We start from the raw sequence: 15,639 nt of genomic DNA on the forward strand, positions 1-15,639 counted from the left end.
CATGACAGCTGGCTCACGCCAACCGGTGCCCGCCAGCATAGGGCGGCGTGTCCGGATAGTCACCGCGGGCGAAACGTTCCTGCAGGCCCTGCCACCAGCCCGGGTCGAACAGGTGCCGGTAGTGCTCGCGCACCGCTGCCAGCTCTGCAGCGGGCAGGCCCATGAACGGGCCGAAGCGCTCGGGAAACACGTCGCGCGGACCCACATGGAACCATGGCTCGTCGGACATCGCTTCCTCCGGCGTACGCGGCTGCGGCCAGGCGCGGAACACGCAGTCGCTGACCAGGCACAGCTCGTCGTAGTCGTAGAATACGGCCCGGCCATGCCGTGATACGCCGAAATTCTTCGGCAGCATGTCACCGGGGAAGATGTTGTTGCGCGCCATGTCGGTGATCGCCTGCGCATAGTCGAGCACCGCCGCCCGCACCGCCTCCCCGCCCTGCTCGCGCAGGTAGAGATTCAAGGGACGAAAACGACGCTGCACATAGCACAGTGCGACTTCAACCTCATCGCCATCGATGCGTACGCTCTGCGCGCACTGCTGCAGCAGTTCATCCAGCAGGGCCGGCGCAAAGCGCTCGCGCGGGAAGCGCAGATGACGATAGGGCTGCGCATCGAGCAGGCGGCCGACACGATCGAGGTTGAACACCAGCGCGTACTTCTCTTCCACCTGCTGCCGCGACATCGCCTTGGGCCACGCGAAACGGTCGCGGATCAGCTTGAACACCAGCGGGTAACTGGGCAGGGTGAACACCGCCATGACCATGCCCGGCGTGCCCTCGGCATGCACCAGCCGCTCCTGCGGGTGCTCGTTGAAATGACGGAAGAAGGTGCGGTAGCGCTCGGTCTTGCCCTGCTTGGCGCGGCCCAGCACGGTGTAGATCTCATCGATGGGCTTGCCCGGCAGCAGACTGCGCAGGAACACCACCGCATCACCGACCGTGGCCAGGTTGGCCTGGAAATAGCTGCGTGACACGCCGAACAGGTGGGCCACGTCCCGGCGCCGGGTCAGCACCGCATCGGCGCGCAGGCCACGCTCGTCGTTCACCAGGGCAATCACGCACGGCGAGAACCGGTGCTCGCCGAACACGCGGCCAACCAGGTAAGCGCGGCGCTCGCGGTAGAACACCGTGTCGAGCAGCTCGATGCTGCGTACCGGCGTATCGCCCCAGTGGGCCAGGTCATCCTGCAGGCGCACCGCGATGGCCGCGGCGCAGCGCAGCTGGTGCGCATAGGGGATATCGAAGCGATAGTCGGCCAGCACCCGCTGCAGCGCCTCCACCGGCCGCGTCGGCGAAACCGCGTAGGTATGCCGCGCCACCGGGTGGGTGATGGCATCGGAGGGTTCGACATCGAAGGCGATGAACTCCAGCGCCGGGTCCACGCCGCGGGTAGCGAACAGGCGTCGCGACAACGTGTTGTAGAAGGTCTTGTACAGCTCCGCGTCGATCAGGCCCTGCAGCAGCGCGCTGTAGCGGGCGTGCACCCGCAACCACAGCGCGCGCTCGCCGATCGCGTCACCGGCGAGGCGGCGCAGCGCATCCATCTGCTCGGCGATGCACAGGTCGTACAGGGCGATGCGCTCGACCGCATCCTGCCGGGCGCCGGCCCAGTCGCGCTGCTCGAAGCGCTGCCGCGCCCGCGCGGTGATCGCCGCAAAGCGGGCGTGGTACTGCTCGAAACCGTCGCGGATGGCTACCGCGATGCGCGGTGCCAGCTCGGCAGCGATGTCAGGCCTGGACATGCATGGCTCACCCGGGAGGACCGGCTTCACCATACGCTGGCGTGTGCGATGCCGTCGAGCGCGAAGGTAGTGCCGGCCGCTGGCCGGCAGCACCTGGACCGTCGATGAATCGATGCAGATGCCGGCCAGCAGCCGGCACTACTGGCTCAGATCGCCAGTTCGGCTTCCACGTCCTGCACCTTGCGCCGCGCCAATGCCAGGTTGGACCTGGTACGGTCCAGCACGATGTAGAAGAACAGGCCCTTCTTCTTCGCCACTGGGCGCATGATGTGGTACGCCTTGCCCAACGAGATCAGGATGTCCTCGATGCTGTCGTTGAGGTTCAGCGATGCGGCGGTCTTCATCTTGGCACGGATCACTTCGGTGTTGCCGGCGGCGGCCACTTCCATGTCCATGCCGGCACCGGCTTCGCCCAGCAGCATGCCGCTTTCATAGTCGACCAGCGCCACTGCCTGCGCGCCGTCGATGCCCATCAATGCGTTCAACGATTCATTCAGTCCAGCCACGTCGCACCCCTTGTCGATGTTGGTTCGAGCCCCTCGTTCCCCTGCGGCCGGGCTCACGATCCGCCGAGTTCGGCCAGGATCGCCTGGCCACATTCCCTGCTCTGCCACAGCACCTGGCCGATCACGCTGCGCTGGTCGCAAGCCGCCATCAGCAGCAGCGGTGCGCGTCCCTCGGCCTGGATCGCCAGCATCAGCACCTTGCCGCCCGCGGCTTCCAGCATCAGCGTCTGCAGATCCCCAAGCACCAGTTCGCGCCCCACTGCTGCAGCCAGCGCCAGCATCGCGCTGGTCATCGCTGCCAGGCGTTCACCGCGCCCTTCGGCACCGGCACTGACCAGGGCGAAGCCATCCACACTGGCCAGCACCACCGTGCGTATGCCTTCCACCCGCTGCTGCAGGTCTCGCAGCAAGGGCTGCAGGCGCTCACGCTGGCCGGCGTCGGGCAGTAGCGCCACCTGTCCGTCAGCCATGCGCGGCCACCAGTGCGTGCGCTTCCATCTCGCCCATCAATACATCCATCAGCAGCAATCCCTGTTCGCGGTCGCGGGCATCCACCGCCAGCAAAGGCAGCGGTTGATCATCGAGGCTCGCACGTGCGAGCCACTCATCCAGCGCGGCGTGCGGTGCCTGGTCGAGATGGGTGACGGCCACCACCAGCGCCAATGACGATGCGAACGGCCGCAACACCTGCAGATAATCCTCCAGTTCGGCAACCACGCCCGCGCGCCGCGCATCCAGCAGCAGCACGGCGCCGCGGGCGCCCTGCAGCAGGATCGGCCAGAGGAAATCGAAGCGCTGCTGGCCCGGCGTGCCATACAGGCGCAGCCGCTCGCCATTGGGCAGGTCGATATCCGCATAGTCCAGGGCGACCGTGGTGGAGGCCTTGTCGGCACCGAGGCGGTCGCTGTTGGCCACGTCGGTGTCGACCACCGCGCCGGCTGCGATGCTGCGCACCAGGGTCGACTTGCCACTGCCCATGCCGCCCAGCACCACCACCTTGTGCTCACGCATTGCGTTCGCTCCCACGCAGGTGACGCCACAGGCGGGCGAGCAGGCCGTTGTCAGCGCCGGCAGCGCGTTCCGCCAGCGGTACCGCCGGTGCTGCCTGCAGCTGCGCGTAACCGCACAGGTAAGCGGCATGGATGAAATCACGCACGGCCGCAGGCGGCAGATCAAGCAACATCGCGCACTCGTCCACCGTGCACGCGCGCTTGAGCAGCAGCGAGCACAGGCGGAAGCCATCATGGTCATGGCCCAGCACACGGAAGTCGGGCCAGCGCAGCAGCTTTACCGAAGCACCGCGCAGGCGTTCGTCCAGTGCCTGCCAATGGCGGCTGCGTTGCGCCCATTGCCACAGCAGCGGCCGCAGTGGCTGGCGTGGCCGTTCGCCGGCCAGGCCATGCAGGCGTGCGGGTGTCAGCGCATCCAGCTGCAGGCGTTCGAAGGCATCGGCCAAACGCTCCACCAGGGCCGTAGCCGGTTCCTGCAGCAGCACGGCCTGGTCATGCTCCAGGTCCATCAGCAGCAGAGGCTCGCCCGCATCACTCAACAGGGCCTGGCCCTGTCGCAGCGGCAGCCGCTCGCGCAGCAGACGGGTGATGGCATGCGCACCATCAGCCAGGCGGATCGGTGCGGGTGCGTGCATGGCCAAGGGCTCCACTGCCAACTGCATGCGACGCAGCGCGCGACCGATGGCACTGTCATCAAGCACGTCCTGGTGCCCGTCGCCATCACGCAGCTGGCCGCCGATGTCTTCGATCCAGCACTGCAGTCGCGGACGCTGCTGGCGCATGCGCTGGGCCGCGTTGCGCAGCGCCGGCGTATCGCGGATGACCAGCAGGTCGCAATCGTCCAGGTCCTGGCTGCGGCGGATCTGGCCGTCCGGCAGGGCCGATGCCACGCGCAGCCGCTGCAGCAGGGCCTGCTCGCCCTGGATGTCGGTTCCCACTACCAGCACGCGTGCCATCCGTGTTCCCCGTGCGGCCACCTCCCCGGTGGCCTCGCGTCGCCAAGGCTAGGGCATCGCCAGCGGCAGCCGTCGTGATCGACTGCTCAGATCGAGGGCGGTTGCAGACGGTGTCCGATCAGTTCTGCGACGGCCATCGCGGGCAAGTTTCATGCCTCGTTGACGACATTCCGACAGCCGACGGGAATCACGGTTCTGGACGCGGGTCGAATGGGGTGAGATCCCTTTTGCATGGCAAAAGGGTTCTGACCCGGAGCCCAAAAGAAACCCGCGCCGAAGCGCGGGTTCCGGTGTCACGACCGAACGGCGATGATCAGCCGCGCAGCTGCTCCAGCGCGGCGTTGAAGGTCGCGCTCGGGCGCATCGCCTTGCTCGCCTTGGCGACGTCCGGGCGGTAGTAGCCGCCGATGTCCACGGCCTTGCCCTGCACCGCGATCAGCTCTTCGACGATCTTCTGCTCGTTGTCGGTCAGTGCCTTGGCCAGCGGTGCGAAGCGTGCCTTCAGTGCCGCATCTTCGTCCTGTGCGGCCAGCGCCTGCGCCCAGTACAGCGCGATGTAGAAGTGGCTGCCACGGTTGTCGATGCCACCCAGCTTGCGCGACGGCGACTTGTCGTTGTCCAGGAACTGGCCGTTGGCTTCGTCCAGCGCCTTGGCCAGCACGCGGGCGGCGGCGTTGTCGTAGCGGTTGCCCAGGTGTTCCAGCGACGCGGCCAGGGCCAGGAACTCACCCAGCGAATCCCAGCGCAGGTAGTCCTCTTCGACGAACTGCTGCACGTGCTTCGGGGCCGAACCACCGGCGCCGGTCTCGAACAGGCCGCCACCGGCCATCAGCGGCACGATCGACAGCATCTTGGCGCTGGTGCCCAGCTCCATGATCGGGAACAGGTCGGTCAGGTAGTCGCGCAGCACGTTGCCGGTCACCGAGATGGTGTCCTCGCCCTTGCGGATGCGGTCCAGCGAGAACGCGGTGGCTTCCACCGGCGGCAGGATGCGGATGTCCAGGCCGGTGGTGTCGTGGTTCTTCAGGTACTGCTCGACCTTGGCGATGACCTGCGCGTCGTGGGCGCGGGCGGCATCCAGCCAGAACACGGCCGGGGTGCTGCTCAGGCGGGCGCGTTCGACGGCCAGCTTGACCCAGTCCTGGATCGGCGCGTCCTTGGTCTGGCACATGCGCCAGATGTCACCGGCTTCCACGGCGTGTTCGAACACCACGTTGCCGGCATCGTCGGTGACCTTGACCACGCCGTCGGCGGCGATCTGGAAGGTCTTGTCGTGCGAACCGTACTCTTCGGCCTTCTGCGCCATCAGGCCGACGTTCGGCACCGAACCCATGGTGGCCGGGTCGAAGGCGCCGTGCGCCTTGCAGTCGTCGATGACGGCCTGGTACACGCCGGCGTAGCAGCGGTCCGGAATGACCGCCTTGGTGTCCTGCAGCTTGCCTTCGGCGTTCCACATCTTGCCCGAGTCGCGGATCATCGCCGGCATCGAGGCGTCGACGATCACGTCGCTCGGCACGTGCAGGTTGGTGATGCCCTTGTCCGAATTGACCATGGCCACGCCCGGACGCTGCGCGTACTCGGCGGCCAGGTCCGCTTCGATCGCGGCGCGGGTGGCTTCGGGCAGCGACGGCAGGCGCGCGGCCAGGTCACCGATGCCGTTGTTGGCATCGAAACCGGCCTGCTTGAGCACGTCGGCGTGCTTGGCCAGCACGTCCTTGTAGAACTCGTTGACCGCCACACCGAACATGATCGGGTCGGAGACCTTCATCATGGTCGCCTTCAGGTGCAGCGAGAACAGCACGCCCTGGGCCTTGGCATCGGCGATCTGCTCACCGATGAACGCGGCCAGCGCCTTGCGGCTCATGACGGCGGCATCGACGATCTCGCCGGCCTTGACCGTGGTCTTTTCCTTCAGCACGACGGCGCTGCCGTCCTTGCCGTGGAAGGTGATCTTCAGCGCACCGGCGTTGGCCAGGGTGGCCGACTTCTCGCTGCCGTAGAAATCGCCGGCGGCCATGTGCGCGACGTGCGACTTCGAATCCGACGCCCAGGCGCCCATGCGGTGTGGGTGCTTGCGCGCGTAGTTCTTCACCGACAGCGGTGCACGACGGTCGGAGTTGCCTTCGCGCAGAACCGGGTTCACCGCACTGCCCTTGACCTTGTCGTAGCGCGCCTTGTAGTCGCGCTGCTGGTCGTCTGCCGGGGTTTCCGGGTAATCCGGCAGCGCATAGCCCTGGTCCTGCAGTTCCTTGATGGCCGCCTTCAACTGCGGCACCGAGGCGGAGATGTTCGGCAGCTTGATGATGTTGGCGTCCGGGGTGGTCGCCAGCTGGCCCAGCTCGGCCAGGTCGTCGCTGACCTTCTGCGCGTCGGACAGCAGTTCCGGGAACTGCGACAGGATGCGGCCGGACAGCGAGATGTCACGGGTTTCCACCACGATGCCGGCAGTGGCGGTGTAGGCGTCGACGATCGGCAGCAGCGACTGGGTCGCCAGGAACGGTGCTTCGTCGGTCAGCGTGTAGAGGATCTTGGACATGGGGGACTTGGACTCTGTAGCAATGCTCAGGGGAAGGCCGGCGCCAGCGCCGGGCCACGTGCAACCGTGTCGCTTTCCCCCGTCGCCGTCAGGGTGGGCGCGCGGCGGGGAAACCCCTGCATTGTCGCGTTTTCAGCCGCGCGGGGCAAAGCCGCGCCATACGCGGCGGTACTGCACGGCGGCAACGCTGTGATCCATCCACGCGCGGCGTGGATCTGCGCGAACGCCGCCGTCAGTGGATCCACGCCATGCATGGATGAAGCCAGCCACCGGCCAATAAAAAAGGACGCAGCCTTGCGGCTGCGTCCATCGTGAGTCCTGCCGGGAGAGAGTCGGCAGGACTTACTTGACCTCGAACTCCTGCGGCGTTCCAGCCGCCTTGCCATCGACCGTGACCTCGGCGCGGTACTTGCCGGCCGGCCAGCCCTTTGCATTCTTGAACGTGACGTTGGTGGTCTCCGCGCCGCTGGCATTCAGGGTCGCGGTCTGTTCGCCGGCCACCTGGCCGTCCTGGAAGGTCAGCTTGGCACCGACATTGACGTTGTTGGCGGCGCCATCGGTCTTGACCGAGACGATGACATCATCCTTCGGCGAGAACAGTGCAGCCGGGGCGACCGATTTGTCGGCGGCAGCGGTCTTGCCCACGGTGACGGTGGAAACGCTGACCGCGGCAGCTTCCGCCATCGGCGGCGGTGCACCGGTCATCGGTGCCGGCGCTGCCGGCTCGGCCGGAGCCGTGGCGGCCGGAGCCGCATTGGTGTCGGTTGACTCTTCCTTCTTCTTGCAACCGACCAAGGCAACGCTGCCCAGCAGGGCGGCGATCAGGGCGGTCTGGAGCGGGGTGGTCTTGATCATTCGGGGTTCCTCCCAGGGATTGTCGGACGGCGTTTGATCGCCGGCTTACTTCGGCGGCAGTTTCAGGGTCTGGCCCGGGAAGATCTTGTCCGGGTCGTCAAGCACATCGCGATTGGCTTCGAAGATCTTCTTCCAGGCGTTGGCGTCGCCCAGATGCTGCTTGGCGATCTTCGACAGCGAGTCACCCTTCTGCACGGTATAGGTGCCGCCGCTGACGATCTCGGCGGTGCTGTCCACCGAAGCGCTCACGCCGGAGAAGTCCGCCTTCGGCACCTGCTCGGCGGTACTGTCGACGCTGGCGCTGACGCCGGAGAAATCGGCTTTCTTCTCGGTACTCATCCACAACTCCCGTCTGCATGACTACGTGGCTCGCACGGTGCCATGGCGGTTGTTAAATGGGGATGGTGCAGATGTGAAGCCGCCCCCGGGGGCGGCTGAACAATCGGGAGAGACGGTGCCCGGTAGTGCCGGCCGCTGGCCGGCTGTGCCAGGGGGATCCGGCCTTGGCCGATTGCCGGCCAGCGGCCGGCACTACCCGTAACCGCCTGCGAATCATGGTAGTGCCGGCCGCTGGCCGGTGTTCGCCGGGCATGGCCCGGCACAACGGGCAACCGCCTGCGGCGGTTACTGGCGCAGTTCGCGGTAGGTCGCGGCCGGGGCGGCAATGCCGGGACTGGCGCGCCACGGGTTGATGTCCAGGCCACCACGGCGGGTATAGCGCGCCTCCACTTCCAGCCATTGCGGCTGGCAGCGCGCAGACACCTCGCTGAAGATCCGCTCAACGCACTGCTCGTGGAACTCGGCGTGCTCGCGGTAGCTGACCAGATAGCGCAGCAGGCCGGCACGATCGATCTTCGGCCCGCGGTAACGCAGGCTGACCGTCGCCCAGTCCGGCTGGCCGGTGACCGGGCAGTTGGACTTCAGCAGTGCCGAAACCAGGGTCTCCTCCACCACCTCACCGGCATTGGCCGAGAGAAAGTCCGCCTGCGGCGGGCCGTAGCAGTCGATCTCCAGCTCCAGCCCGTCGATGGATTCACCGAGCGGCGTCTCGCGCAGGCCCGGCAGCCCGAACTCGACCTGGACCGGCGCACCGGCACAATCCGACAGATCCGCCACGATGCGCACGCGCAGTGCCTCGGCGCTGTCGATGCGGGTGCTGTTGAGGGAGTTGAGGTACAGCTTGAACGACTTCGATTCGATCAGCCGCGGCGAGGTGCACGGCACCTGCACGGTGGCCACGGCCACCTGCGGCTTGCCACGCGGGTCGAGCCAGCTCAGCTCGAAGGCGTGCCAGCGGTCATGGCCGACGAACGGCAGCGCGGCGTCATCGAGGCCGATCTCGGCGCGGGCGCCGCTGCGGGGGATGGGAAACAGCAGGCCGGGATCGTACTGCGACGGGTAACTGACCTCGCGACCGAGGCTGGAATCCTGTGGGGTGTTCATGGGGGGCATTGTATCGCGCGGACGGCGGGCCTTCGGCCGGGCCGGCCAACGGCGGAGCCCCTCCGTGGTGGTTCAGGCACGATCTCGGGGTCGGCCGGGAGGGTGGGTTGGCTGGGGGCCGCTGCAAGTACGTCCATGTAAGCTCGGTCGCCGCATCCATGCGGCTCACGCCCCCAGCCAACCCACCCTCCCGGCCATGGACAATTTCCCGCGCCACCACGGGAAAGATCAGAAAAATCAAGATCAAAAGCCGATCCTTCAGACGTTCATGACGTCCGCCGTGCCGACCAACGGTCGGCACCCACCAACAGCAGCGGGCACCAACAGCCCCGGGAAACTGTCGAAGGCGGGGTGGGTCCGGTTGAGGGGGTGTCCGCGGCATGGATGCCGCGGCCAAGCCCCCATGGACGGGTTTACGGCGTCCCCCTCAACCGGACCCACCCCGCCATCCCACGGAATGCCCGCTTTTGACGTTGACGTTGATTTAGGCGGGTGCAGGGCTGCAAGCCCTGCCGGAAACCCTCACCCCGCAGGCGTGCCGGCACCGTGCAGGTAATCCAGGCTCACCTGCAGCAGCGCGCGCAGTCCGACATCCAGCGCCTTCTCATCCAGCAGGAACTTCGGCGAATGATTGGCGGGCGCCGTCGCCGGGTCGATGCCCACGCTGGTGGAACCAACGAAGAAGAACATCCCCGGCACTTCCTTCGCGTACAGCGAGAAATCCTCCGCGCCCATCTGCAGCGGTGGCTCGTAGACGTTGTCCTTGCCCACCACCGCCTGCAGGCTCGGCAGCATCTTCGCGGTCAGCGCCGGGTCGTTCACCGTGGCCGGGTTGCCCTCCGATTCGTAGATGTCGGTCACCGCCTTCGCACCGTGCGCGGCGGCGGTGTGTTCGGCCACGTTGCGCAAGTCGGCGAAGATCTGCTGGCGCATGCCCTCGTCGAAGGTGCGGATGGTGCCGACCATCTCCACCTCGTCCGGAATGATGTTGTAGCGGATGCCGCCGTTGATCGCACCGAAGGTCAGCACCGCCGGTTGCTTGGAGAGGTTGGCGCGGCGGCTGACGATGGTCTGCGCGGTACCGACCAGATCGGCCGTGGCCACGATCGGGTCGACACCGTTCCACGGTGCCGAGCCGTGCGTCTGGCGACCGATCACCTTGATGCCGAAGCGGTCCGAGGCTGCCATCAGCGGACCGCCACGCACGGCGATCTGACCGGCCTGCACGCTGGAGAACACATGCAGGCCAAACACCGCCTCCGGCTTGAAGTCGGCGAACAGGCCTTCCTTCAGCATCAGCGCGGCACCGCCCTCTTCCGGCGGCGGTGCGCCTTCCTCGGCCGGCTGGAAGATCAGCATCACCTGGCCCGGCAGGTCCTTCTTCATCGACACCAGCGCTTCGGCCACGCCCAGCAGGGTGGCGGTGTGCGCGTCATGGCCGCAGGCATGCATCACGCCCACGGTCTGGCCGCGGTACTGGTCGGTGGCCTTGGAGGCGAACGGCAGCCCGGTCTGTTCGGTTACCGGCAGCGCGTCCATGTCCGCACGCAGCGCGATCTTCGGGCCGGGCTTGCCGCCTTCGATGATCGCCACCACGCCGTGGTGGGCGATGCCGGTCTTCGGCTTCAAGCCCATCGCACGCAGGCGCTTGGCGACCTCGGCCGAGGTGCGCGCCTCGCGGTTGGACAGTTCCGGGTGCTGATGGAAGTCGCGGCGCCATTCAACCACCTTGGCCTGCAGGCGCTGGGCAGCGGCGGTCACTTCGGGGCGTTGCCCGTCCTGGGCGTGGGCAACGGCCGGCAGGGTCAGCAGCAGGGCGGACAGCAGCAGCGAACGGCGCATCGCAATCTCCACAGCAAGAGGGGTCCAGCTGAATGTAGGGCAACACCGCCGCCACGGGAACCTCCGCGGCCGGATCCGGTCTTAGCGCCCGTCCCATCCGTCATGCAGGAAACGTGATGTGGCACAGGTATGCTTTGCGCATTGCCAACCGGGGCCGCGCCCCGTCCAGCCCTCTTGGAGTCCTCGTAATGTCACGTGTTTGGAAGATCGTGCTGCTGGTCGTGGCGGTTCTGGTGCTGGCCGTGGTCGGCCTGCGCGTCATCGGCGGGGGCAAGGACAAGGCTGGAAAGCCGGCAGCGGGAGCACGCCAAGGTGGCGAAGACCCGGATGCCGGCCCGGTGCCGGTGACCGTGGTCGAGGCCACGCACCAGGACGTACCGGTGTATGCCAGCGCACTGGGTACCGTGACGGCAATGAACACCGTCACCGTCAGCCCGCAGGTCGGTGGCCAGCTGATGAGCCTGAACTTCCGCGAAGGCCAGGAAGTGAAGAAGGGCGACGTGCTGGCAGTGATCGATCCACGCACCGCCCAGGCCAGCTACGACCAGGCCGCGGCAGCCAAGCGCCAGAACGAGGCGCTGCTGGCCACCGCGCGCTCCAACTACCAGCGCTCCAATGCGCCGGAGTACCGCCAGTTCGTCGCCAAGGCCGATCTGGATACACAACGAAACCAAGTGGCACAGTACGAAAGCGCAGTCGCGGCGAACGAAGCCAGCATGCGCTCGGCACAGGTGCAGCTGCAGTACACCAGGGTCACCGCACCGATCACCGGCATCGCCGGCATCCGCGCGGTCGACGCGGGCAACGTGGTCAACGCCGGCACCGCGCTGGTCACCCTGACCCAGATCCACCCGATCCACGTCCTGTTCAACCTGCCCGAACGCCAGCTCGGCGACGTGCGCCAGGCGCAGGCCACCGGCGCGGTGCCGGTGGCGGCACTGGACCGCGCCGACTCGCACGTGCTGTCCGGCGACGGCAAGCTGGACGTGGTCGACAACCTGATCAGTGCCGACAGCGGCACCTTCAAGGCGCGCGCGCTGTTCGACAACACCGACAACGGCCTGTGGCCGGGCCAGTTCGTCAACGTGCGCATGCAGCTGCGCACGATTGCCGGCGGCGTGGTCATTCCGACCCAGGCCGTGCTGCGTGGGCCGGATGGCGAGTACGTCTACGTCGTGCAGGGCGACAACACGGTGAAGATGCAGACCGTGCGCAGCGGCGTGGAAGTGGGCGACAGCCAGGTGCAGATCGCCGAAGGCCTGAAGGGCGGCGAGCGGGTGGTCAGTGAAGGCCAGTTCCGCCTGAAGCCGGGCAGCAAGGTCACCGCACTGAAGCCGGGCGAAACCCCGGCCGCACCGACCGAGGCCGAGCTGAAGGCGGCCGAACAGAAGAACGGTGGCGGCGGTGGCCGTCGCGGTGGCGGTCCGCGCTGAGCGCAGGCCACGGTTCTCCCTCGCGCCGGCGGACCCGCCGGCGCCGACATTGAAGTGCCAGCAAGGATCAGTCCGTGGGCTTTTCGACGATCTTCATCCGCCGCCCGATCGCTACCTCGCTGTTGATGGCGGGCCTGTTGCTGCTGGGCATCCTCGGTTACCGCAAGCTGCCGGTATCGGCGCTGCCGGAAATCGATGCGCCCAGCCTGGTGGTCACCACCCAGTACCCCGGCGCAAACGCCACCACCATGGCCTCGCTGGTCACCACGCCACTGGAGCGCCAGTTCGGGCAGATCTCCGGGCTGGAGCTGATGACCTCCGACTCGTCGGCTGGCTTGTCCACGATCATCCTGCAGTTCTCGATGGACCGCGACATCGACATCGCCGCGCAGGACGTGCAGGCGGCGATCCGCCAGGCCACCCTGCCCTCGTCGCTGCCCTACCAGCCGGTCTACAACCGGGTGAACCCGGCCGACGCGGCCATCGTCACCCTGAAACTGACCTCTGACACGCGCCCGCTGCGCGACGTCAACAATTACGCCGACTCGATCCTGGCCCAGCGCCTGTCGCAGGTGCAGGGCGTCGGCCTGGTCTCGATTGCCGGCAACGTGCGCCCGGCCGTGCGCATCCAGGTCAATCCGGCGCAGCTGTCGAACATGGGCCTGACCCTGGAACAGCTGCGCAGCGCGCTCACCCAGGCCAACGTCAATGCGCCCAAGGGCTCGTTGAACGGCAAGACCCAGTCCTACAGCATCGGCACCAACGACCAGCTGGCCAGCGCCGCCGAGTACCGCGACACCATCATCAGCTACAAGAACGGCCGCCCGGTGCGGCTGTCCGACGTGGCCGAGGTGGTCGACGGCGTGGAGAACGACCAGCTGGCGGCCTGGGCCGATGGCAAGCCGGCGGTGCTGCTGGAAGTGCGCCGCCAGCCGGGCGCCAACATCGTGCAGACCGTCGAGCGCATCCGCGCGATCCTGCCGCAGCTGCAGGGCGTGCTGCCGGCCGACGTGCACCTGGAGATCTTCAACGACCGCACCGAGACCATCCGCGCCTCGGTGCACGAAGTGCAGTTCACCCTGATCCTCACCATCGGCCTGGTGGTGGCGGTGATCTTCGTATTCCTGCGCCGGCTGTGGGCCACGATCATTCCCTCGGTGGCGGTGCCGCTGTCGCTGGCCGGCACCTTCGCGGTGATGGCCTTTGCCGGCATGTCGCTGGACAACCTCTCGCTGATGGCGCTGGTGGTGGCCACCGGCTTCGTGGTCGACGATGCGATCGTGATGATCGAGAACATCGTGCGTTACATCGAGCAGGGCAAGAGTGGCAAGGAAGCGGCCGAGATCGGCGCGCGCCAGATCGGCTTCACCGTGCTGTCGCTGACGGTCTCGCTGGTGGCGGTGTTCCTGCCGCTGCTGCTGATGCCTGGCGTCACCGGCCGCCTGTTCCACGAGTTCGCCTGGGTGCTGAGCATCGCCGTTGTGCTGTCGATGCTGATCTCGCTGACGCTGACCCCGATGATGTGCGCCTACCTGCTCAAGCCCGACGCCCTGCCCGAGGGCGAGGATGCGCATGAGCGCGCAGCGGCGGCCGGCAAACAGAACCTGTGGACGCGCACCGTCGGCCTGTACGAGCACAGCCTGGACTGGGTGCTGGGCCACCAGCGCCTGACCCTGGCCGTGGCCGGTGGCGCGCTGGTATTGACCGTGCTGCTGTACGTGCTGATTCCCAAGGGGCTGCTGCCCGAGCAGGACACCGGCCTGATCACCGGCGTGGTGCAGGCCGACCAGAACATCGCTTTCCCGCAGATGGAACAGCGCACCAGGCAGGTCGCCGAAGCCCTGCGCCAGGATCCGGACGTGACCGGCGTGTCGGCATTCATCGGTGCCGGCAGCATGAACCCCACGCTCAACCAGGGCCAGCTGTCGATCGTGCTGAAGGAGCGCAGCCAGCGTGATGGCCTGGATGAGATCCTGCCGCGCCTGCAGAAGGCGGTGGCCGGAATCCCGGGCGTGGCGCTGTACCTGAAGCCGGTGCAGGACGTGACCCTGGACACCCGCGTGGCCGCCACCGAGTACCAGTACTCGCTGTCGGACGTGGATTCGGCAACGGTGGCCACGCAGGCCACGCGCCTGACCGAAGCGCTGCGCAAGCGCCCGGAACTGGCCGACGTGGACAACAACCTGTCCAACCAGGGCCGCGCGCTTGAACTGAACATCGACCGCGACAAGGCCAGTGTGCTGGGCGTGCCGATGCAGACCATCGACGACACGCTCTACGATGCCTTCGGCCAGCGCCAGATCTCGACCATCTTCACCGAACTCAACCAGTATCGGGTTGTGCTGGAAGTGGCGCCGGAGTTCCGTACCAGCACCGCGCTGATGGAACAGCTGGCCGTGGCTTCCAACGGCGCCGGCGCGCTGACCGGCACCAATGCCACCAGCTTCGGCCAGGTCACATCGTCCAACTCGTCCACCGCCACCGGCATCGGCGCGCAGAACACCGGCATCACCGTCGGCGCCGGCAACATCATCCCGCTGTCGGCGCTGGCTGAAGGCAAGGTCAGCAGTGCGCCGCTGGTGGTCAGCCACCAGCAGCAGCTGCCGGCGGTAACGGTCTCGTTCAACGTGGCGCCGGGCTATTCGCTGTCCGAAGCGGTGCGTGTGATCCAGGAAACCAAGGACAGCCTGGACATGTCGGCACACCTGCATGCCGAGTTCATCGGCAAGGCCGCCGAATTCACCGGCAGCCAGACCGATGTGGTGTGGCTGCTGCTGGCCTCGCTGGTGGTGATCTACATCGTGCTCGGCGTGCTCTACGAGAGCTACATCCACCCGATCACGATCATCTCCACGCTGCCACCGGCCGGCGTCGGCGCGCTGCTGGCGCTGATGCTGTGCGGGCTGAGCCTGTCGGTGGACGGCATCGTCGGCATCGTGCTGTTGATCGGCATCGTCAAGAAGAACGGCATCATGATGGTGGACTTCGCGATCGAGGCGCGTCGCGCCGGTGCCAACGCGCATGAAGCGATCCGCCGCGCCTGCCTGCTGCGCTTCCGCCCGATCATGATGACCACCGCCGCGGCAATGCTCGGCGCACTGCCGCTGGCGCTGGGCACCGGCATCGGCTCGGAGCTGCGCCGCCCGCTGGGCATCGCCATCGTCGGCGGCCTGCTGCTGTCGCAGCTGGTCACGCTGTACACGACGCCGGTGATCTACCTGTACATGGAACGCTTCTCCGAATGGCTGGCGCGCCGCCGCGAGCAGCGCGCACTGCGCAACGGTTCGCTGCAGGAGCCGCAGGCATGATCCACG

At 67.2% G+C, this 15,639-nt stretch carries 12 protein-coding genes; 2 read left to right on the forward strand and 10 right to left on the reverse strand.

Going from position 1 to position 15,639, the window contains the following annotated elements; genetic code table 11:
• Positions 1-13 precede the first annotated feature (13 nt).
• From aceK to CKW06_RS21185, 10 genes are all read right to left on the reverse strand, one after another.
• Positions 14-1,744 (reverse strand): bifunctional isocitrate dehydrogenase kinase/phosphatase, encoded by a 1,731-nt coding sequence (gene aceK, locus CKW06_RS21140; RefSeq protein ID WP_024957690.1) that lies wholly within the window; start codon positions 1,742-1,744, stop codon positions 14-16.
• 146 nt (positions 1,745-1,890) lie between these two features.
• Positions 1,891-2,250, reverse strand: coding sequence for a hypothetical protein (locus CKW06_RS21145; RefSeq protein ID WP_005411280.1), 360 nt, complete (start codon positions 2,248-2,250; stop codon positions 1,891-1,893).
• Positions 2,251-2,303: 53 nt separating this feature from the next.
• Complete coding sequence (locus CKW06_RS21150; RefSeq protein WP_005414671.1) at positions 2,304-2,720, reverse strand: roadblock/LC7 domain-containing protein; 417 nt, start codon at positions 2,718-2,720, stop codon at positions 2,304-2,306.
• Positions 2,713-3,261: a GTP-binding protein gene (locus CKW06_RS21155; RefSeq protein ID WP_024957689.1), complete on the reverse strand. Its 549-nt coding sequence runs from the start codon at positions 3,259-3,261 to the stop codon at positions 2,713-2,715. Before CKW06_RS21155 ends, CKW06_RS21150 begins: the two co-directional genes overlap by 8 nt.
• Positions 3,254-4,216 (reverse strand): hypothetical protein, encoded by a 963-nt coding sequence (locus tag CKW06_RS21160; protein WP_024957688.1) that lies wholly within the window; start codon positions 4,214-4,216, stop codon positions 3,254-3,256. The genes CKW06_RS21155 and CKW06_RS21160 overlap by 8 nt, the downstream gene beginning before the upstream one ends.
• Before the next feature lie 313 nt (positions 4,217-4,529).
• Complete coding sequence (locus CKW06_RS21165; protein ID WP_024957687.1) at positions 4,530-6,752, reverse strand: NADP-dependent isocitrate dehydrogenase; 2,223 nt, start codon at positions 6,750-6,752, stop codon at positions 4,530-4,532.
• A gap of 342 nt (positions 6,753-7,094) precedes the next feature.
• Positions 7,095-7,607, reverse strand: coding sequence for a hypothetical protein (locus CKW06_RS21170; RefSeq protein ID WP_005411286.1), 513 nt, complete (start codon positions 7,605-7,607; stop codon positions 7,095-7,097).
• A gap of 45 nt (positions 7,608-7,652) precedes the next feature.
• Positions 7,653-7,946: a LysM peptidoglycan-binding domain-containing protein gene (locus tag CKW06_RS21175; protein ID WP_005411287.1), complete on the reverse strand. Its 294-nt coding sequence runs from the start codon at positions 7,944-7,946 to the stop codon at positions 7,653-7,655.
• 285 nt (positions 7,947-8,231) lie between these two features.
• Positions 8,232-9,050, reverse strand: coding sequence for an NADPH-dependent 7-cyano-7-deazaguanine reductase QueF (gene queF, locus CKW06_RS21180; RefSeq protein ID WP_024957686.1), 819 nt, complete (start codon positions 9,048-9,050; stop codon positions 8,232-8,234).
• Between the two features lie 522 nt (positions 9,051-9,572).
• The gene (locus CKW06_RS21185) at positions 9,573-10,892 is read right to left on the reverse strand and encodes a M20 family metallopeptidase (protein ID WP_024958122.1); all 1,320 of its coding nucleotides are present in this window, start codon (positions 10,890-10,892) and stop codon (positions 9,573-9,575) included.
• Positions 10,893-11,080: 188 nt separating this feature from the next.
• On the opposite strand from CKW06_RS21185, the gene CKW06_RS21190 reads away from it, so the two are divergent.
• Positions 11,081-12,325, forward strand: a complete 1,245-nt coding sequence (locus tag CKW06_RS21190; protein WP_024958121.1) for an efflux RND transporter periplasmic adaptor subunit — start codon at positions 11,081-11,083, stop codon at positions 12,323-12,325.
• A 74-nt stretch (positions 12,326-12,399) separates the two neighbouring features.
• A complete protein-coding gene (locus CKW06_RS21195) occupies positions 12,400-15,633 on the forward strand; it encodes an efflux RND transporter permease subunit (RefSeq protein ID WP_024958120.1) in 3,234 nt (1,077 codons plus the stop codon).
• The last annotated feature ends 6 nt before the right edge of the window (positions 15,634-15,639 follow it).

The sequence above is a fragment of the Stenotrophomonas maltophilia genome, assembly GCF_900186865.1.
GTDB lineage: Bacteria > Pseudomonadota > Gammaproteobacteria > Xanthomonadales > Xanthomonadaceae > Stenotrophomonas > Stenotrophomonas maltophilia.